At 33.4% G+C, this 19405-nt stretch carries 17 protein-coding genes and 1 pseudogene; 6 read left to right on the forward strand and 12 right to left on the reverse strand.

The genetic code is table 11. The features are described from left to right. Nucleotides 1-23: 23 nt before the first annotated feature. Nucleotides 24-2216, reverse strand: coding sequence for a response regulator (locus H6622_00180; protein ID MCB9059921.1), 2193 nt, complete (start codon nucleotides 2214-2216; stop codon nucleotides 24-26). 86 nt (nucleotides 2217-2302) lie between these two features. Continuing rightward, nucleotides 2303-4528, reverse strand: a complete 2226-nt coding sequence (locus H6622_00185) for a response regulator (protein ID MCB9059922.1) — start codon at nucleotides 4526-4528, stop codon at nucleotides 2303-2305. A 114-nt stretch (nucleotides 4529-4642) separates the two neighbouring features. Here H6622_00185 and H6622_00190 point away from each other — a divergent pair, with 114 nt between their 5' ends. Then, complete coding sequence (locus H6622_00190) at nucleotides 4643-5053, forward strand: GatB/YqeY domain-containing protein (GenBank protein MCB9059923.1); 411 nt, start codon at nucleotides 4643-4645, stop codon at nucleotides 5051-5053. Between the two features lie 8 nt (nucleotides 5054-5061). On the opposite strand, the gene H6622_00195 is transcribed toward H6622_00190, so the two are convergent. Both H6622_00195 and H6622_00200 read right to left on the reverse strand, forming a co-directional pair. Beyond that, the gene (locus tag H6622_00195) at nucleotides 5062-6729 is read right to left on the reverse strand and encodes an AMP-binding protein (protein ID MCB9059924.1); all 1668 of its coding nucleotides are present in this window, start codon (nucleotides 6727-6729) and stop codon (nucleotides 5062-5064) included. 83 nt (nucleotides 6730-6812) lie between these two features. Beyond that, entirely contained in the window at nucleotides 6813-7673 is an 861-nt protein-coding gene (locus H6622_00200; protein MCB9059925.1) for a hypothetical protein, read from the reverse strand. Nucleotides 7674-7833: 160 nt separating this feature from the next. Between H6622_00200 and H6622_00205 the strand changes: the two genes are divergently transcribed. From H6622_00205 to H6622_00215, 3 genes are all read left to right on the forward strand, one after another. After that, nucleotides 7834-8586, forward strand: a complete 753-nt coding sequence (locus tag H6622_00205; protein MCB9059926.1) for a hypothetical protein — start codon at nucleotides 7834-7836, stop codon at nucleotides 8584-8586. A gap of 131 nt (nucleotides 8587-8717) precedes the next feature. Beyond that, entirely contained in the window at nucleotides 8718-9467 is a 750-nt protein-coding gene (locus H6622_00210) for a hypothetical protein (GenBank protein MCB9059927.1), read from the forward strand. Between the two features lie 4 nt (nucleotides 9468-9471). Further along, nucleotides 9472-9696 (forward strand): hypothetical protein, encoded by a 225-nt coding sequence (locus H6622_00215; protein ID MCB9059928.1) that lies wholly within the window; start codon nucleotides 9472-9474, stop codon nucleotides 9694-9696. On the opposite strand, the gene H6622_00220 is transcribed toward H6622_00215, so the two are convergent. From H6622_00220 to H6622_00255, 8 genes and pseudogenes are all read right to left on the reverse strand, one after another. After that, entirely contained in the window at nucleotides 9674-11077 is a 1404-nt protein-coding gene (locus tag H6622_00220; GenBank protein MCB9059929.1) for a hypothetical protein, read from the reverse strand. The genes H6622_00215 and H6622_00220 overlap by 23 nt on opposite strands. Nucleotides 11078-11169: 92 nt before the next feature. Beyond that, complete coding sequence (locus H6622_00225) at nucleotides 11170-11364, reverse strand: hypothetical protein (GenBank protein ID MCB9059930.1); 195 nt, start codon at nucleotides 11362-11364, stop codon at nucleotides 11170-11172. A 9-nt stretch (nucleotides 11365-11373) separates the two neighbouring features. Continuing rightward, nucleotides 11374-12600, reverse strand: a complete 1227-nt coding sequence (nrfD, locus tag H6622_00230; GenBank protein ID MCB9059931.1) for a polysulfide reductase NrfD — start codon at nucleotides 12598-12600, stop codon at nucleotides 11374-11376. A 7-nt stretch (nucleotides 12601-12607) separates the two neighbouring features. After that, nucleotides 12608-13618 carry a 4Fe-4S dicluster domain-containing protein gene (locus tag H6622_00235; protein ID MCB9059932.1) on the reverse strand — a complete coding sequence of 337 codons (1011 nt, stop codon included), beginning with the start codon at nucleotides 13616-13618 and terminating at the stop codon, nucleotides 12608-12610. An 8-nt stretch (nucleotides 13619-13626) separates the two neighbouring features. Further along, a complete protein-coding gene (locus tag H6622_00240) occupies nucleotides 13627-14229 on the reverse strand; it encodes a hypothetical protein (GenBank protein MCB9059933.1) in 603 nt (200 codons plus the stop codon). Further along, nucleotides 14219-14935, reverse strand: a complete 717-nt coding sequence (locus H6622_00245; GenBank protein MCB9059934.1) for a nitrate reductase cytochrome c-type subunit — start codon at nucleotides 14933-14935, stop codon at nucleotides 14219-14221. The genes H6622_00240 and H6622_00245 overlap by 11 nt, the downstream gene beginning before the upstream one ends. Before the next feature lie 7 nt (nucleotides 14936-14942). Then, nucleotides 14943-17276 (reverse strand): annotated as a pseudogene (locus H6622_00250) (molybdopterin-dependent oxidoreductase). Beyond that, nucleotides 17263-17523 carry a hypothetical protein gene (locus tag H6622_00255; GenBank protein ID MCB9059935.1) on the reverse strand — a complete coding sequence of 87 codons (261 nt, stop codon included), beginning with the start codon at nucleotides 17521-17523 and terminating at the stop codon, nucleotides 17263-17265. Before H6622_00255 ends, H6622_00250 begins: the two are co-directional and overlap by 14 nt. Before the next feature lie 187 nt (nucleotides 17524-17710). On the opposite strand from H6622_00255, the gene H6622_00260 reads away from it, so the two are divergent. Both H6622_00260 and H6622_00265 read left to right on the forward strand, forming a co-directional pair. Beyond that, on the forward strand, nucleotides 17711-18907 hold the full coding sequence (locus H6622_00260) for a molybdopterin molybdotransferase MoeA (protein MCB9059936.1): 1197 nt from the start codon (nucleotides 17711-17713) through the stop codon (nucleotides 18905-18907). Between the two features lie 87 nt (nucleotides 18908-18994). Beyond that, nucleotides 18995-19405, forward strand: coding sequence for a hemerythrin family protein (locus H6622_00265; protein MCB9059937.1), 411 nt, complete (start codon nucleotides 18995-18997; stop codon nucleotides 19403-19405).

Consider the following 19405-nt stretch of genomic DNA (forward strand, 5'->3'; position numbering starts at 1 on the left):
TTTAAATGTGTTTTAGCTTATTTCTATGCGGCCTGCACTTTTTTTCTTACTTTTTTTAAAGCTTCAAGTAATTTTGACTTTTTTATGGGTTTTTCAAGAATGTCATCAATGCCTGATTCGAAGCATTTCTTACGCTCAGCAGGCATAACGTTGGCCGTCAGAGCAAATATTGGAGTGTGCTTGCCCATGTCTTTTTCATATTCTCTTATGAGTCTGGTGGCCTCCCATCCATCCATCACTGGCATTTGAATATCCATAAAGACGACATCGTAATTGTTCGTGATTGCCATTTCTTGACCTATTTCACCATTATTAGCGAGATCAACTTCAAGGTTAAATTTTTTCATGATACGTTTAAAAAGCTCTTGGTTCATATCATTATCTTCAACATACAAGATTTTTAGATCCTTATCTATTTGCATAGAACTTGTATCACTAATATTTTCTTTTTCAATTCTTCCACTCGCGCAAAAAAACTCGAACGAAAAATGGGTACCTTTTCCAACTTCGCTCTCAACAATAATTTCGCTCCCAAGAAGTCGAACTAAGCTTTGAACTATACTTAGACCAAGTCCTGTTCCACTGAAGTTTCTAGTCATTCCTGCATCGGCCTGATTGAAGGATTCAAATATTTTTTCAATTTTTGACCAGTGAATACCCGTTCCAGTATCTTCTACACTAACCTTAAGTTTTAAGTTTTTATCATCCTCCTCAAGTAATTGAGTTTTGACTAATATGCTTCCTGATGAAGTGAATTTAAAAGCATTATCAATAAGATGTAGTAAGATTTGTTTTAATCTTAAAGCATCAATTAAAATAAATTTTGGAATTTTTTCATCAACTTCTATTTTGAATTCAACATTTTTCTGCTTGGCCTTCAAATCAAAAATTGATTTAAGGGATTCATTAAATTCACTATAGTCTGTGTTTGTTTTGATTATATGAAACTTTCCATTTTCAATATCAGAAAGAAAAAGAATGTCATTTATGAGATCCACTACACTTAAGGCAGCAGATTTAAGGTATTTTATATTTTTCTGTGCATCTTCAGAGAGATTTTCATCATTCAGTAAATCTGCAATCCCTACTACGGTATTTAGAGGAGTACGTATTTCATGAGACATATTGGCCAAAAACTGCGTTTTTAAAGTTGTGGCCTCCTGAGCTCTTTCCATCTGAATGATCAATTTGTTTTCAATGTTCTTTTTCTCAGTAATATCATAGCGTATTGATATAAAAGAATCTAAATTTCCGTACTCATCAAATTGTGGGACTATTCTTGTATCGACCCAATAAAAATTTCCATTTTTTGATTTATTACAAATCTCACCTTTCCAAATTTTTCCACTTAGAACTGTTGACCACATCTCTTTAAAAAAAGATTTTGGATGGAGCCTGGAATTTAATATACGATGGTCTTTCCCAAGTACTTCTTCTTTTTCATATTGGCTTATTTTTGCAAAGTTCTCGTTGCAATCTATAATTTTCCCATCCTTATCAGCAATAGTCATGATGGCAGACTCCCTTAAGGCATATCTGTAATTTCTAACATCTTTTAGGGCCGCTAGCATTTCTTTTTCTTTTTGTTCTCTCTTTTTGAGTAAAGAACTTTCCTTAAAAAATGCGGAAATAAAGCCTATTATGCATAATATTGATAAAACTATCTCAATCGTTTGATATTTTTTGGCTTTAATTTCATATTCAATTGATCTTTCGTTTTGGAATTCACTCAGAAAAGATTTAGTTATATTGAGTTCATTATTCAAAATAATAATTTCATCTACTATTTGCTGGATATCTTGTGTGGTTGCTAAGTTATTTTTATCAAACTTATTAACTGTTAAAATTATTTTTTCAAATTTGTTTTGAATATTTATAAATGTGTTATTATTATTTTTAATTTTTAAATTTTCATTAATTAAAGAAGAGAGAGAATTAATAATTTTTTCTTTAAATATTTTCGTTTCTAAACCTATTTTTGATAATTCATCACTATTAAAATTTGATTTCTCTTTTGAAATCAAAATTAAGGTAGCATTTTGAAAACTTTCAAATAAATCTATTGTTTTACTTATTGATTGATTCTGATCGTTTAAATTTTTAAGATCTTCACGGACAACGTTATTAAAAAAAAGAAAACTGAAAATGAGAATAAAAAATATCCCACTTAAGATATATCGAAGATTATAAATTCCCTTGAAAGCATTTTTTTTCATAATTGAATACTTATCGGTATTTAAGGGATATTCTTAAATAAAGAAGTTGAAATCTATATACTCTAAACTCTTGAAATTATTTAATTTTAAATCACTCGTCCAATCTGCTCAATAATTTCACGACGACTAAATGGTTTCAGAATTGTTCCTGAAAATATACTCATATCACTTATGGACTCGTCCATATAGCCAGTCATGAGGATAATAGGAATATTAATTCCATGCAATTTAAGTTGTTTTGCTAGTTCAAGTCCAGTCATTTGAGGCATTGTTAAATCTGTTAAAATAAGACTAATCTGATCAATATTTTGGTTTTTAATATAGTCTAGTGCTTTAAGTGGTTGATCAAATTTTTCAACTTTAAATCCATTTTTTTCTAGAACTTTAGCACATAAACTCAAAGATTCTTTTTCATCATCTATAAGGACAATTCTTTTGCTCTCGAAGTTTTTTTCGATATTATCAAATTGAGATTCGTCCTCTTTTAAGATCTCTTTATTTGTTAAGGGAAGTAAAATTGTAAAAGTCGTCCCTTTATTTATTTCAGAACTAACAGATATTCTTCCTCCTAAATTTTGAATTATTCCATGAACGACAGACATTCCCATTCCAGATCCCTGTCCACTTTGTTTAGTTGTAAAAAAAGGTTCAAAAATCCTATTTCTAATATCTTTAGTCATTCCATGTCCATTATCTGAAATAGTTAAGACAGCAAAGTCCCCATCCTTTAATTTTCTTTGATCAAGATTTAAAGTAATTGTTCCATTTTCATCCAAAGCATGTGAAGCATTTATACAGATATTTAAAATAATTTGATTAATTTGAATATTACTGGCCAGTACTTTTAAACTATTCTCAAATCCACTGAACTCAATATTGTGATATGAGGGAATTGTCGCTCGAACCATATGTAAAGATTCTTCAATTGTACGTTGTAAATCAATTACCTTTTCTTCAGCAACATCTTTTCTACTAAATATGAGAATTTTTTTAATAAGTTCTTTTCCTCTAAGGGAAAAACTTTCAATATTTCTGATGCTCTCTTTTTCTTCTTCTTGAAGATGTTCAGAATCTATTAAACTTAAAGCATTAAAAATACCTTGTAGAATATTGTTAAAATCATGGGCGATTCCACCTGCAAGAGTTCCAAGAGCCTCCATTTTTTGAGTCTGATTTAATTTCTCTTCAAGTTCTCGACTTTTTTGCTCCTGAATTTTTATATTTGTTTTATCAATTAATACTCCTGTCCAAAGGATGACTCCATCGACTTCTTTAAATACATTTATATTTAATTGCCCCCATAATGTTTTATTATTGATGACAATTTTTACTTCCTTTAAGATTTCTTTTTCAATTTCATCATGAAACACTGATTGACTGATTTCATATACATTTTCTAGTTGAAGAAGTGCTAGTAACTTTGCTGGATTATTTAAAAATAAGTCCTCATCGACTTGGTATATATTTTGGCCACCAGTGCTAATATGTGTGATTGTAATCTTGTTTTCTGAAACCTTAAATTGGAAAACGAGTCCTGGAATATTGTTAGAAATTGTGAGAATTTTTTTATCTGTTTCAATCAATGCTTTTTGATATTCGATTTTCTTTTGAAAATCTTCTTTAAGTCGTGTTCTCATTGAATTTAGAGAGTCCACAATATGATCTAATTCATCCGTTTCATTTTTATTACTCTTTCTTTTTAGCGATAATTCTTCCCCAAGAGAATCGAGGTTTATTGAAGAAGCAAAGTTTGAAATCGTCGAAAGGTGCCTACCAATAAGCTGATAGAAAATTAAAAGTATAAAGAATGAAACAAAAAAAGTTTTTGTCGTTTGTGAAAGGAGAATAATGATAGATTTTTCTCTTAATCTATCCATCATTGTATCCTTACTGGCCACAACTTTCAGCTGTCCAAGAGTAATTTCTTGCCCATCAATATTGTTTTTTATCTTATAAATCCTCTCTAGTTTGTTACTGATATTATCTGTATTTCCAGTTTTATAGACCTCACCGATATCAATTTTAAGTTCTAAATATTCTATATCTGGTATTTTTAAAAGTCCCTCTAGTTGGATTTTAATTTGCTCTTTATTTAAAACCCAAACACTTTGTGCCAAACTTGAAATATTTGAACTCTCAATCTCACTGAGTTTATGAAGAAGAAAATTATAATCATCCAGATAATCTTTAGATAGCTGGAAACTTGTTAAGATTAGCGTTACAAATGAAGATACAAGTAAAATCCTTACAAGTAATTTTTTCGCTAGAGGTCTTTGAATATTATCTTTGGTGATTTTTAATAAAGAATTCATAGCGTATCCAATTAGTTGATTTTAGTATTAATTATGCACTTTTTTGAGAGTACTGAAAAGCCTGGCCAAGTGTAGTTAATATTGCTACTTATTCGTAGGAAACAAGGAGTTGTTATGCTTGAACAAATCAATCAAGAAATTAAAAACGCGATGAAGGCCAAAGCAAGTGATAAACTTTCAGCGTTAAGATATCTCAAGAGTATGTTGATGGAGAATTCTACGAGTAAATCTCCAAGGCCAGAGATGGATGTTATTATCTCTCATGTAAAAAAACTTAAGGACTCTCTGGAAAATTATCCTAAAGAATCTGATCAGTACCAAAAACTTGTTCAAGAAATAATGTATGTGGAAGTCTATCTACCTCAACAACTAAGTGAGCAAGAAGTTGTTAAATTTATTACAGATATCATAACTAAGTTAGATAATCCAAATATGGGTGGAGTAATGAAGGAACTCTCTCCGCTAATTAAAGGTAAATTTGATGGTAAAAAGGCCACGGAACTTGTTTTAAAAGAACTGGCCTAATTCTAGGCCTAAGCACTTAAAGCTCTCAGTTCTTTTCTGAGAATTTTTCCAACATTTGATTTTGGGAGATCATTTTTAAATTCAATAAATTTGGGAATTTTGTAACCTGTTAGATTTTCTCTACAGAATTTCATGAGTTCACTTTCTGAGAGACTGGGATCTTTCTTTACTACAAATATCTTTACCACCTCACCACTTTTATCGTCAGGAACACCTACTGCCGCACATTCAAACACTTTTTCATGTTCAGTGATTACATCCTCAATTTCGTTTGGATAAACATTGAAGCCGGAAACCAATATCATATCTTTTTTACGATCAACGAGTTTCACATATCCTTCAGGAGTCATATATCCCATGTCTCCAGTTTTGAATTTTCCATCTTTAGTCATTACTTTTTCAGTTTCATCAGGCCTATTCCAATAACCTTTCATAACTTGGGGACCTGAAATTGTAATTTCACCTACCTCGCCTATGGGGAGCTCGTTTTCATCATCATCTAAAATAACAACATCTGTTGAACAAATTGGTAGGCCAATATATCCGTTATAATCTTTGAGATCCATCCTATTCATACAGGCAGCGGGAGAAGTCTCTGTTAGACCATAGGCCTCAACAAGAGTTGTACCTGTTATTTTCTTCCATTTTTCTGCCACTGATTGTTGTACGGCCATCCCTCCACCAAGAGCAAGTTTAAGTCTTGAAAAATTTAGAGATTTAAAATCTTCATTATTAACTAACCCATTAAAAAGAGTGTTGACTCCTGTTAAACAAGTGAATTCCCATTTTGATAATTCTTTTACAAATCCGCTAATATCTCTTGGATTTGTAATCAGTACATTTAGTGACCCTAGAGAAGAGAATATGAGACAATTCGCTGTAAGAGAAAAGATATGGTAGAGAGGTAATGGAGTGATAATTATTTCTTTACCTTCTTCAACCGCAGGTGAAATCCAAGTTTTGGCCTGGATAACATTTGCAACGATATTTGAATGAGTCAAGATCGCACCTTTACTTACACCAGTTGTTCCGCCAGTGTATTGTAAAAAAGCAATATCATTTGGTGTAATTTCTGGCCTAGAAACAGTTTCAGCATTGCCTATCTTTAGGGCCTTATTAAAATTAACAGCATTTGGTAATTTCCAAGAAGGAACCATTTTTTTTACATATTTTATAACTGAATTTACAATCACAGATTTTGGAAAATTAAGCATATCACCAATTGCAGTTATGATAACATTTTTCACACTTGTTTTATCGATTATTTCATCGAGAGTGTGGGCCGCATTTTCAAATATAATGATCGTTTCTGCACCGGAATCATTTAATTGATGTTCCAACTCTCTGGGAGTGTAAAGTGGATTAACATTTACAACAACCATACCTGCCTGCAATATTCCAAACAAAGCGATTGGATATTGCAGTATATTTGGCATCATAATCGCAACCCTATCTCCTTTTTGAAGACCTAATTCATTTTGCAAATATGAGCTAAACTTTAGAGTGTAATATTTCAATTCATTATAGGTGATGTGTTTTCCCATGCATGAGAAGGCCAAATTATTTGGAAACCTTCTATAGGCCCCATCCATTATTTCTGAAATATTACTGTACTTTGCATAATCAACATTTTGAGGAATACCCTCAGGGTAACTATTATACCAAACTTTATCCATTCGACCCTACCTTACAGTTTTATCCACGCCATGATATACCTAGAAAGGGCATTGTGTCCATCTTTGGTACTAATATGCATTGATTAATAGTCTTTAGAGTTAAACCAACATCCCGGTCTTAAAGCTTGTGGCCAACTCGTTAATTCATCCAAGCAAGAGCCTTGTGAAATATTTGTGGAATCAAAGGGAATTTTATGCTTGAAGGAACAATGTGCGCCAGAAATGAGGGTGTCTAATCTGCATTGAGGGGCAGGGTGAGTATGTAAAGTTCTGCCAATCTTAAATAAATCTTTGGCCCTGAGTGAAGGTGCTTTCCAGTAAGGTTTAAATGTGGCGATCATACTCGCAAAATCAAGTGCAGTTTTGGAAACTCTCTGACAGTAAATATTTGCACCACATCTCTTCTCAAGATCTTCCCTAAGTTTCTGAGGATACTTGTCAATTTGTCGTTTATTATCAGCTTCACGAAATATTTTGGGTAAACATTTCGAGGACGCAAAAAAATCGGCCTGTCCCTCTACGCTATCCCAGCCGCGAGTATTATCGTTTCTCATTTTTTTTGGCGCGCCACCCAAATGATGACCAAGTTCATGACACAGAAACATCAACAATACATCTTCAGTTAACATTGAGTGTTCTAGAAAGGGTCTTGAGACGTAGATTATTGGATTGTGTTGATTATCTTTAGTTGTATAAACTTTCGCCCTTGAAGTCCTTTCGTCAATTTTTACATCCAAGTATTTTCCAAAATATAGTTCCACTTCAAGTGACATTCTCGACTTAAAATAGTTCAACGTTTCATAATAAGATTCAGCAGCAGAAATCCCTATATTGTTTTTCAAGGATTGGTTTTGTGCGGGGAAATCAAAGCAATCCACGTATGCTTTAGCAATTAGCGATTGTAAGAAAATAAGATTTAATATAATGTAAATGTAAGTTTTCATACACAATCCTTCGCGTATAAGTTTAAAACAATTATATCTTAATTATATTCTCACAATCTGACAAAAATCAGAATAAATAAGCTTCTTAATCATGTTCATATTCTTCATAAAGGTTTAGATTATTAGTATACAGAATGTCAGACTAAGGAAGGAGGACTCCATGAAAAGAAATCGATTATTTTTAATTGCTGCTTGTCTTATCTCTACTCAGCTTTATGCTAAAGAAATGAATCAAAAGAAATTCCAAATGGATCATATAAATGCTGCCGCTATTTATGTGCCACTAGGTTATGATGCCAACGATAAAATTGAGATTGTCGTTGAGGCCATGCTGCCAAATTTATGTTTTGAAGCACCTGAAACAAAAGTAAAAGTTGAAGGAGATAAAATTGCAATAGATCTTAAAGCTAAGCATTTTATACCTAGAAACATCTATATGAATTGTGCAGAGATGAATGTGCTTATTCCACAGACAGTTGACGTTGGGACGCTTTCTCAAGGTGACTATAAGATTTCATTAAATGAATCTCAAAAGCGACTTCCAAATGAAAATATTATGCAAGATTCTCTTCATGTTGATGAAACTAAAAGTGATGGTATAGATAATAATCTTTATGCCAATGTTGAGTATATAGATAAAATTCCAGGTTCAAGAACAGTTTATTTGAAAGGGAACAACCCATCACCATGTTATGAGCTAGATACAATTGAGTATTTTAACAATGGGAACAATACTTACTCAGTGCTTCCAATACTAAAACAAGTTTCAGAGGTCTGTCCTCAGGTAGTAGAACCATTTAGTTATGAATTTACAGTACCAGAAGATCTTAAAACTGACAGAGTAATGATACATGTTAGAGCTTGGGGTGGGGAGTCCGTCTACACAATTTTTAACAACTTACTCCACCTTTAATAAAAATGGCCAAGGATGATACTCTACGCGTTCTTGGCCATATCAACATACTGCTCCATTACAATTTTTAACTTCCTCTTCATAATGTTCTTAATTTTCTGATTTATTTTGTCAATTAAAAGGGTTTCTGCATGCTGTGTTTAAGATATATTGCTATAGCATTAGTCAGTTTATTTTCTGTAAATATTTATGGTAACAACGGAGAAATTGTAGATATACCTTTGCAAAAGATCTACACACCCCATGGATTAGATACAAGTGAGAAAATTCATATCGTAGTTGAAGCAAAGCTACCTGATTACTGTTTTGATTCAACTATTGAAGTGAAATACGAAGTAAATAGTTATACTAAAGAAATCACTTTTTATGCATATGCACCAATTCCTCAACATGACGATTTTTGCATTCAATCTCAAAAAACTCTTTTAAAAGAAATTGTTATGGGAAACCTTGAGCGTGGTGAGTGGAAAATCATCTTGAACAAAGATACTGAAGATTATTATGAAACGAATATCTTTATCAATGATCAATTATTAAAAAATTCGGGTATATTGAAACTGGCCAATATAACAAGTGTTGATTATGAATATGGTGATAAATTTTTTATTTTAAATGGTATTGCTGAAAGTGACTGTGATGCATTAAATGGGGAACCTATTTTTATTTCCAATGGGAAAAATACATTAACTGTCATCCCTCAAATTTCAAAATCTTCATATTCTATTCCACTCTATTATCCATCAGTTTGTCCTAAAAAACAGATTTCATTTTCACATAAAGTTTATTTTCCTGAGGACTTAGATTTGGAAGAAAAAACTGTTTTACTTCATATTAAATCTTCGGGTAAGAAGTCTTACAATTTTTTAGTAGAACTGCCATAACAAAATGAAACAAAAACAACATGAAAACAAGATTCACTCTAGAGATTTTTTGAAAAGTAGAGGATATTGCTGCAAAAGTGGTTGTGAAAATTGTCCCTATGATGATTTTGAAAAAGGAAATCCAAATGTTCCTTTTGAATTTATACAACAAAATGATCATTCTAATTACATATGTGAACAATACGAAGAAATTGAAAAAGAACTTTTTAAAATGGAAGGAGATCTATAATTCCATCTACTATGGAAGGAAAATAAACTCCCAATGCTAAACCAATTGAAGTAAAACCATTCAATTTATACTGAACATCATAAAGAGTTAATTCATAATTTATTTTTTCAAAATACAATTTTGCATAATACTTTTGCTTAATAAACCAATAAAGTGAGATATCCATTTTATAACCTAAATTTATTCCTGAATATGTCTCGTCAATATTATCTATACCGTTGTAGTATACACCTCCAATACTATAGCTCGCTTCTAAATTTAAATACGGAGTAAATAAGCTCGCAATAAGTCCATAGGAAAGCATCCAGTCAATATTTTGAAAAACATATTTATTCGGATCATCAAATAAAACCCTATATGCATTTCCGGTAAAACTTGGAGCTAGTTTAAACTTGTAATCCCAACGAGAATATAAATTGGGATTATCAACATGAGACATTCCAAAAATTGAAAGTATCTTAGGTAAATCATCTGGATTGCGTTCAATTTCTGAAGTTGCATCGTCAAAGCTGGAAAGTGTTTCTACTCCTGTATACATCGAGTTCGATATAGTCACACTATTTGGAATAAAGAAAATATTTTCGTCAAATATCTTTTTAAAAAAACTTCTGCCATTTTTAGATGTCTTAATTCGAACGGGAGTTTGCTTTAACTTCATTCTCTTCAATTTAAAAGCATCATATTTTTTTGCTTTTAAATAAGTCTTTCCTTTTTTTTCCAAAACTGAAAATGAAAGAATATGAGTGGCCTTATACTTTTCTCCTAACTCTATAAGTGTACTTTTACTAATTTCATTTGGTGTCCAGTCTCTTTTTCCATCGATGCCAAATCGCATGAAATCTTTCCAAATACGATCATCAATTTTCACTTCTGAGTCCATTCCTAGATATTGCTTATTTTTCTTGATCCAATTTTGAATATTTCTTCTCATCATAGGGCCAACTGATTCAGAATACGGAAGTGCTATGTAGATGTTTTTTGAATTATTTTTTCTGGATTTCCCTCTAGATAGACGACTAAAAACATCATCTTCACATTTATACATACCATCCCATACAAAATCACTCACTAACAAAGCACCTGATAAAATGGGTGATGCTAATGCTAAGTAGAGATCAGGTAAAATAGACTCCGTCCAATTCAACTTACATTTATAATTAATATTTTGCTCTTTTTCATTTTCCCAAGAAAATTTAAACCGATGGTCATTTTTCGAAGATAACTTATAAAAAAAAGGAGTTGTTCCTATATCAATCTGTCCCTTTTGAACCTTGGCCATTCTAGGATAAGAGTCAACGATAATTTTTTGATCCTTATTTAACATTAGCCCACAAGATGACAATGAAATTGAAAAAAATAAAATTGATGGCCAACGAAGCAAAGCACAATCTCCCTTTAAAGTTCATTAAAACTTTTCCATGAAAAAGAATAGCTGGCCAGAAAGAATTTTCTCTATAAAATTTAATTTTATTCTTAAACGGTATGTTTTTTTATGAGTTTTACAACTTCTCTTTTGCTTAGTTTTTGATTGAGGGAACTCACAATATGAACCATATCATCCCCCTTAAGGCCCATTCTTTTCGCTTTTTTTATGGCCTCTATTATCATTGAATCATTTGCATGAACTTTCTTTTCACTAGTTAATTTTTGAAAAATGTCTTTAATCATAGCTCTACCCTAATTTGAAGTTTGTTTAGTTATAAAACCTTGTTCAACACCATGCCCAACTCTGACAAGTAATGATATTACAAATAATCCTGCGGCCCAAATTGAAACAGTAACACCTACTTCTAATAAAGTCGGAGTATACTCTACAACCTCACCAAGGGGAGAAGGAATAAATCCTGGAACCACTAAACCCATCCCCTTTTCTATCCATATCGCAACAAAAAGAAGTATGCAAGAAGGGTACAAAAAGATCGCTTTATTTCTAAATTTTGGAATACATAGAATAATCGTCGCAAGTACGTTTAAAAATATAGACGTCCATAGCCAAGGTACTAAAGTACTGTGTTCTCCAAGTCCAAAGAATAGGTATACTGCACTTAGACTGTGTTCTGTTACATTGTAGAATTCTTTGAATACTTCAGAAAAAAGCATGATTATATTAATTATTGCTGCAACTGTTACTATTTGAGATAACTTTTTAATTACATTATGAGCAACAATGAAAGGACTAAAGCGATCAACAAGACCAAGTAAAACAACAATGAAAGCTGGCCCTGCTGCAAAGGCAGATGCCAAGAACCTAGGGCCCATTAGAGAATTGTTCCAAAATGGTTTTGCTGAAAGGCCAGCATAAAGAAACGCTGTGACAAGATGAATCATAAACGCCCAAAAAATACTAATTAAAATAAAAGGTAAATACACTTTTTTACTTGGTATCTTACGATTATACCGAGAATATAAAATATAAAATGGTATAAAAAAGTTAATAGCTAAATAGACATTTAATACGATTACATCCCAAGTTAATAAAGATTGTGGCCAGTTAAAAACTCCGATCATAGGAATTAAATGCCAAAGTCTATGTGGGCCACCCATGTCAGCAGTTACAAAAAGTAGGCACATAAAGAGCGCACCAACAGCAACACCCTCTCCGACTAAAACAATATTATAAAAATCATAGTCACTTAAAAGATAGGCCGGAATGACAATCATAACAGCGGCCGCTGCAAGACCAACTAAAAATGTGAAATTTGAAATATAAAGTCCCCAACTCACATAATCAGTCATTCCTGTTACAATAAGACCTTTATCTAATTGCACCAAATAGAGATAAAATCCCATCCCCATAAGTATGACAAGAAAGCTTAACCATAGGCGGTAATAAAGGTTTCCTTTAAAGCTGAATTTCAAACATTCCGATAGAAAGTTGATTAAATTTTTTGATCCAGATTCCATATGACCTCTAATCCATGTAATACCAAAATTTTGGTTCTGTTCCTAATTCTTCTTTCAATCTGAAAACTTTCTTATTTTCAATAATGTGTCTTATTTCACTATTAGGATCAAGAAGATTCCCAAAAACTCTTGCACCAGTTGGACAAGCTTCTACGCATGCAGGATTTTCTCCATTTCTTGTTTTTTGTACACAGAAAGTACATTTTTCCATGACACCTTTCATTTTACTTCGATTACCAAGATAATGTTGAACGGGATTGAGTTCATCTTGTGGAACCTGTGGATCTGTCCAATTGAAACGTCTTGCAAAATATGGACAGGCAGCTTCGCAGTACCTACATCCTATACACCAATTATAATCTATAACAACTATCCCATCCTCTTCTTTCCAAGTGGCCATTGTTGGGCATACTGGAACACAAGGAGGATTTTCACAATGCATGCATTGAGTTCCCATATAGAAATTACCATCTTGTGGTACTTCATGATAGAAACCAGCATCTGCTTCATCGAAACTTATATTTCCATTTTTCATTTCGAAGACTTTTATATACTGCATATCACTGCTGCGGTCTAAGTTATTTTCTTCAACACATGCCTTGATACAATCCATATATCCTTGACATTGACTGATGTTGAAGGCGTACCCAAAAAGTACACCAGGAATTGGCCCTTTGTCTGATATCTGAACTGTTTCATTTCTTCTAAGTTTGGCCAGTTTCTCAAGTCTTTTGACGGCCTTTCTTTTTTCTCTTTTGGTCATGAGGCGATAATTTTTCTGAAAATATTCTTCCCAACTGAGAGCTGCTTTTTCTCTTATATCATCATTTAAAAGAGGAGTCGCTCCCATGGCCATCAGAGAGGCCCCTACGCCTGCAGATCCTGCTGCGGTTTTTAAAAAAGTCCGTCGGTCAGTTTGTTTATTTTCACAGCTACAATTTGAACATGTTGAATGAGTAGCATCATTTTTATCTTCATGCTTATCTTTTTTTAATAGACGAGATATCAATTTGATCATAATTACTCTCAATGTTTCGATAGGCCTTTAAAATTGGCAGACTGAGGGTTAATACTTGGAAATCTCTTTTCAATAGAAGGTGTATGGGGATTATGGCAAGAGCTACAATTTTGAACAACTCGAATATCTCCCCAACCACTGGCCCTTTTTCCATGTGAACCCATTTTCCAATCTTTCACTTGAGTTGAGTGGCATTTCATGCATGTTTCAAAACTTTCATTCATTGATATTTTTGGGCCTTCAAGATTGTGAAGCATCCAGGGTTTATTTGAATCATGACAAGTCGAACAATTCATAATGTCATTACCAGCATGTTTAATTTTAATTCCAACATGAGACGATGGAATATTTGAAGATTTTTTCACTCCAGCTTCATGACATTGCATACACTTTCCAACCTCTGTATCAGAAAAGCGTTTAAGAACATTGAAGTTATTTCCATCTTTGAAACTAGTCGCTATTAGTTGCGATGGTTCAAACTTTGAAACTTCAAACTCACCAATGCTGGTGGTGAGTGTATTTTCTTTAATGATTTTACTGAGAGAAACATGATTTTTCTCTGGGTGACAAGAAACTAAGACTAATAATATAGGCAATATTTTATAAAGCATTACTTCCTTCCTTATCAGACTTTCTGCCCCACAAAGTATTTGTTTTAACAGTAATATGGCATTGAAGGCAATTCACTCTTTCGGGATGTCCGGTTCGAATGTCTTTCATCGCCGATGGTCCCCAATGGCATGAGGCACAGTTTTCTCTAAGTTGTAGGCCATGTGGAATGATAGGTGGAGCACCTGGTAATGAGGTATTCCTAAGTTTTTTTGGTTCTGGCCTTTTCCAGTCGATTCCAGAAAATCTGCTACTTGTTTCTTTAGCAACATGACATTGTCTGCAGTTCATATAGTCCGGGTGAGGAACAACTGGTGCGTAAGCATTGAACTCAGGAGCGAAGTTTCCATTTTTATGACAATGCAGACAATATTGAACTTCTCCGCCTTCCATGGTTGTTTTAATTTTATGAGGGATTACTGGAGGAGCACCATGATAGGCCCTTCGTTCTAAATACTCATCCATTGATCTTGGGTTAGATTTAGGCAATTGATATGAATCCCAACCCCATTCTTTAGAGATAAACGGGCCAGCTTCTTGAGCAAGTCTTTCATCTATTCCCAAAAATTGGTTTTGAGAAACATTTTTGGGTTCATGATCGACGTTCACAAAATGTTCCACAAAATAACATTTCGTAATCCACCCTCCTACAAAAAGGATGATTGCTATTATGATCAAGTAAATGTAGGGTCGTTTTCCATTTTCCATTTTTTACCTAAACATGTTTTTCAACTTTCACTGCACATTTTTTATAGTCTGGTTGTTTTGAAATTGGACAAAAAGCATCCAATGTCAGCTCATTAATAAGTAGTTTTTCATCAAAAAATGGTACAAATATTTGTCCTTCAACAGGTCTCCCTCTTCCATTAATCTGAGCTTTAAGAACAATCGTTCCTCTTCTCGAGGAAACTTTCACCTTATCACCATTTGTAATTGATAATCTCTTTGCATCATTTGGGTTTAGCTCTACATAAGCTTCTGGCATGGCCTGGTGAAGAGCTGGAACTCTTCTTGTCATAGAACCTGTATGCCAGTGTTCAACGACTCTTCCTGTATTGAGTAAAAATGGATACTCACTATCTGTTGGCTCGGGCATTTCTTCAAATGGACGAGCTATAATACATGCCTTGTGATCTGGCTTTCCGTAAAAATCAAATCCTTTATCCTTACAGGCTGGATCGTATTTTCCATTAAATCTCCAGCGTGTTTCTTTTCCATTCACATATGGCCATCTCATTCCAGGATTTTCCTTAAGCACTTCAAATGGGGCCATTCCATGTTTATTTCCTTCATGAAATTGTGAATACTCCTTATAAATCATTTCAATATGATTTGATTCATCCCAAGGGAACATATCTTTGAAGCCCATTCTTCTGGCAACTTCTATGATTTGCCATGTATCACTCATTGCTTCACCTGGGGGTTTTACAATTTGCTCAAAATGTTGAGTTCTTCTCTCAGAGTTTCCGTACATCCCCTCTCTTTCTATCCACATTGCTGAAGGTAAAATAACATCCGCTATATCCGTTGTGGGAGTTGGATAGATATCAGAGACAACAATAAAACGATCTTCTTTTTTTGCACCATCTCGGTAACGATTTAACTTAGGAATTGTCACCATTGGATTGGTCACCTGGATCCACATAAAACGTATATCACCTCTATCTAGAGATCGAAACATTGAAATAGTATGATTACTTGGCTTAGGATCTATTCTTTCAACTGGAATATTCCAAATTTTTGCCGCAAATTTTCGGTGATCCTCATTCATAACAACACCTTTAGGGAGTTTATGAGTGAGAGTTCCAACTTCTCTTACAGTTCCACAAGCAGAAGGTTGTCCGGTTAGAGAAAAAGGGCCATTACCAGGTTGTGAAATTTTTCCAGTTAGTAGATGTATGTTGTAAATAAGATTATTGACCCAAGTTCCTCTAGTGTGTTGATTTGCACCCATACACCAAAATGAAGTTACTTTGAGTTTTGGATTTCCATAAATTGAGGCCAGATATTTAATATCTTTCGCCTTAACACCTGAGATTTTCTCTACTTTTTCAGGTGTGTAATCTTCTAAGAACTTTTTATATTCTTCAAGTTCTAGATTTTCTAATTGATCCTGAAATTTAAATTTATCTTCTAATCCATACCCAATATTGGTTTTTCCTTTTTTGAAAGAGCAGTGATTTTTTACAAATGTCTGATCTTCCCAACCATTTTTAAGGATTTCATAGCAAATAGCGTTTGCAAGCGCCAAATCACTTTGTGGTTTAAAAAGAAAATACTTATCAGCAGCTAAGCTAGTTCTTGTTACTCTGGTTGTGAGATCAATTATTTTTGCGCTTTTTAATCTGTATTTTCTATCTAGCATCCTTGAGAACAAAACAGGATGCATTTCGGCCATATTATTTCCCCACAATACGAAGACATCTGCATAATCGATATCTTCATAACAACCCATGGGCTCATCTGCTCCAAAAGTTGAGAGAAACCCAGTTACAGCACTGGCCATACATAGCCTAGCATTTGCTTCAAGATTATTAGTCCCAAGAGCACCTTTCATAAATTTCGAGGCCACATATCCATCAGGTATAGTCTACTGCCCACTTCCATACATGGCCACTGAATCTTTTCCATGCTTTTTGATAGTCTCAGACATTTTACTCGCAACAAGATCAAGAGCTTCACTAATAGGTACATCAACAAATTTGCCATCTCTTTTTACTTTGGCCGTCTTAATTCTGTCTGTTCCATACATTGTTTGGATTGAATGATATCCCTTTACACAACATAGACCTTTATTGACAGGAGATTCTGGATCACCTTTTACGGCCACGGCCTTACCATCTTTTACAGCAACGAGAAGTCCACATCCAACACCACAAAATCGACAAGGAGTTTTTTTCCAGTCTAAAGGTCCTAGATGCTTAAATTCATCTTCTCTTGCAAAGATAATTCCTGGAATCATGGCCTTTGCTGCGATGATGGCCGAACCAATGGCCATTTGTTTTAAGAAAGCTCTTCTGTTCAGGGGTAATTGATCAACAAGATTCATTCTCAACCTCTATTATAGTTTCATCTGATAATGCGTATACTAAGTTTAATATTCCTAAAGATGGGATGTTCTTTAATTTTTCTTGGAGAACCTCATCTTCTTGGTCAGTTTTTGTATCAGTTAGAATGATGAGTGTGTTGTCATTTTCGGCCGGATAAACCTCAGTATTTTCTAGATGAGCGAGTTCACTTAAGAGAAGTTCTCTCTTACCTTCAAGAGGTTGAGCGATATAACTCATTATGGGCATTCCATTCGCCTTTGATAAATTTTGCTATAGATATAATCTATAATATTTATTTTGAATATACAATCTTCATTTCAAGGAAAAAGTTTCTTGTATAGTAAAGATTCTTAAGCAATAGTTGATAGCGAAATATATTTTTAAAATATGATTTAGATTATCTTTAATCTATCTTTGAGAACGGAGTTTTAGTTTGATTGGAGTCGTTGAGGCACTTGAAATTTTAAAAGCAAATACTTTTCCATTTTACTCAGAGGTTATTGGTCTTGAATTTATTTGTGGCCGTGTATTGGCCCAAAACATTTATGCGACACGTATGCAACCCCCTTTTGATAGAGTGGCCATGGATGGAGTTGCTATAAATTTAAAAAACTATTCACAATCTTCAAATATTATAGAAGAAGTACAAAAGGCCGGGGAAAAAGCAAAAAATTTGGAAAATCTGCAAAATGTAATTGAGGTTATGACCGGGGCCACACTTCCAAATGGGACAGATACAGTTGTCCCCTATGAAGAATGTCATATAGAAAACAGTAGAGTTGAAATTTCAAATATGGATCAAGTAAAACTTGGCCAAAATATACATTGCTTAGGAAGTGATTGTCAGACAGGAGATCTTCTCATTCAAAAAGGAGTTCAGATCACATCAGCGCATGTTTCATTAATTGCTGGACAAGGGATATCAGAAGTTAGTGTCTATAGATTTCCAAAAGTTGCCATCATTAGTACAGGTGATGAATTAATCGCTCCAGGAATTTCCTGCGAAGATTATCAAATCTGGCGCTCTAATCCTTATGCTGTTCAAGCGGAGCTTATTGCAATTGGTGGAACAAGGGAGAACATTAGTCTCTTTCATCTTTTAGATGATGAATCTGAAACCGAGGAAAAAATTAAAGAAATCTTAAATTCCTTTGATGTCCTTATTCTATCTGGAGGAGTTTCAAAAGGTAAATTCGACTATGTACCAAATGCCCTTAAAAACTTAGGTGCTCAAATCCAATTTCATAAGATCAAGCAAAAACCTGGCAAACCCATGCTTTTTGCAACTGTTAAGGAAAGAAATAAAGCGATATTTGGTTTACCAGGAAATCCAGTGTCTGCGCTTATTTGCTTTAAAAGATATGTTGTCCCTTATTTCAATCTATGTATGAATATTAATCCTAAACCCAAAACGGCCATCTTTAATAGTGACATAAAACTGAAAAAAGATTTTACGTTGTTTTGCCCTGTAATTACAGAAATTGATGATAAAGGTCAGACCATTGCCACATCAATAGACTCTAATGGTTCTGGTGATTTTATCAGCTTGGGAAATTCACATGGTTTCTTAGAAATTTTACCGCAGAAAGAAAGTCAAGTTTGTGAGTATTTTCAATGGGGCCAATTATAAGTTCTATCCATATCGTAGTTTTTAAATCTATAATTATTGCCATATACATTGAATGAAAAAATCTCACTTTAAATATTAGGGGGAAAGATGTCTTTTTTTGATTGGAATAGTAATTTTGATATAAAAGTAGAGCAAATGAACGATGAGCATAAAAAACTTATAGCTCTTATGAATAACGTCTATGTATTAAATGATAAAAGTTCTCCGCGCGTTGAAATAATTAAATCAATGGATGAATTAAAAGAATACATCAAAATTCATTTTGCAAATGAAGAAAAATACATGTCTGAGGTCAACTATCCAAAATGTGAGACTCATAAAATAATACACAAAGAACTCCTCAATTCATTTGAGGATCATTATAAAAGTTATGTTAATAGTGCAGAACTTCTTTTACCAAATTCAATATTAATGTTTTTTAGAGATTGGTTGTCAGCACATATTTCAGGGATTGATAAAGAATATGGAAGCTTTGCAAACAATGAAAATGTGAATTAG

It is taken from the genome of Halobacteriovoraceae bacterium (genome assembly GCA_020635115.1).
In the GTDB taxonomy this organism is placed as follows: domain Bacteria; phylum Bdellovibrionota; class Bacteriovoracia; order Bacteriovoracales; family Bacteriovoracaceae; genus JACKAK01.

Excerpts from the sequence above, each read along its gene's own strand:
- H6622_00245 (MCB9059934.1), bottom strand. The coding sequence starts at position 14,935 with ATGGAAAATGGAAAACGACCCTACATTTACTTGATCATAATAGCAATC.
- H6622_00180 (MCB9059921.1), bottom strand. The coding sequence starts at position 2,216 with ATGAAAAAAAATGCTTTCAAGGGAATTTATAATCTTCGATATATCTTA.
- H6622_00200 (MCB9059925.1), bottom strand. The coding sequence starts at position 7,673 with ATGAAAACTTACATTTACATTATATTAAATCTTATTTTCTTACAATCG.
- H6622_00215 (MCB9059928.1), top strand. The coding sequence starts at position 9,472 with ATGAAACAAAAACAACATGAAAACAAGATTCACTCTAGAGATTTTTTG.
- H6622_00225 (MCB9059930.1), bottom strand. The coding sequence starts at position 11,364 with ATGATTAAAGACATTTTTCAAAAATTAACTAGTGAAAAGAAAGTTCAT.
- H6622_00255 (MCB9059935.1), bottom strand. The coding sequence starts at position 17,523 with ATGCCCATAATGAGTTATATCGCTCAACCTCTTGAAGGTAAGAGAGAA.
- H6622_00190 (MCB9059923.1), top strand. The coding sequence starts at position 4,643 with ATGCTTGAACAAATCAATCAAGAAATTAAAAACGCGATGAAGGCCAAA.
- H6622_00195 (MCB9059924.1), bottom strand. The coding sequence starts at position 6,729 with ATGGATAAAGTTTGGTATAATAGTTACCCTGAGGGTATTCCTCAAAAT.
- H6622_00205 (MCB9059926.1), top strand. The coding sequence starts at position 7,834 with ATGAAAAGAAATCGATTATTTTTAATTGCTGCTTGTCTTATCTCTACT.
- H6622_00235 (MCB9059932.1), bottom strand. The coding sequence starts at position 13,618 with ATGATCAAATTGATATCTCGTCTATTAAAAAAAGATAAGCATGAAGAT.
- H6622_00185 (MCB9059922.1), bottom strand. The coding sequence starts at position 4,528 with ATGAATTCTTTATTAAAAATCACCAAAGATAATATTCAAAGACCTCTA.
- H6622_00210 (MCB9059927.1), top strand. The coding sequence starts at position 8,718 with ATGCTGTGTTTAAGATATATTGCTATAGCATTAGTCAGTTTATTTTCT.
- H6622_00265 (MCB9059937.1), top strand. The coding sequence starts at position 18,995 with ATGTCTTTTTTTGATTGGAATAGTAATTTTGATATAAAAGTAGAGCAA.
- nrfD (MCB9059931.1), bottom strand. The coding sequence starts at position 12,600 with ATGGAATCTGGATCAAAAAATTTAATCAACTTTCTATCGGAATGTTTG.
- H6622_00240 (MCB9059933.1), bottom strand. The coding sequence starts at position 14,229 with ATGCTTTATAAAATATTGCCTATATTATTAGTCTTAGTTTCTTGTCAC.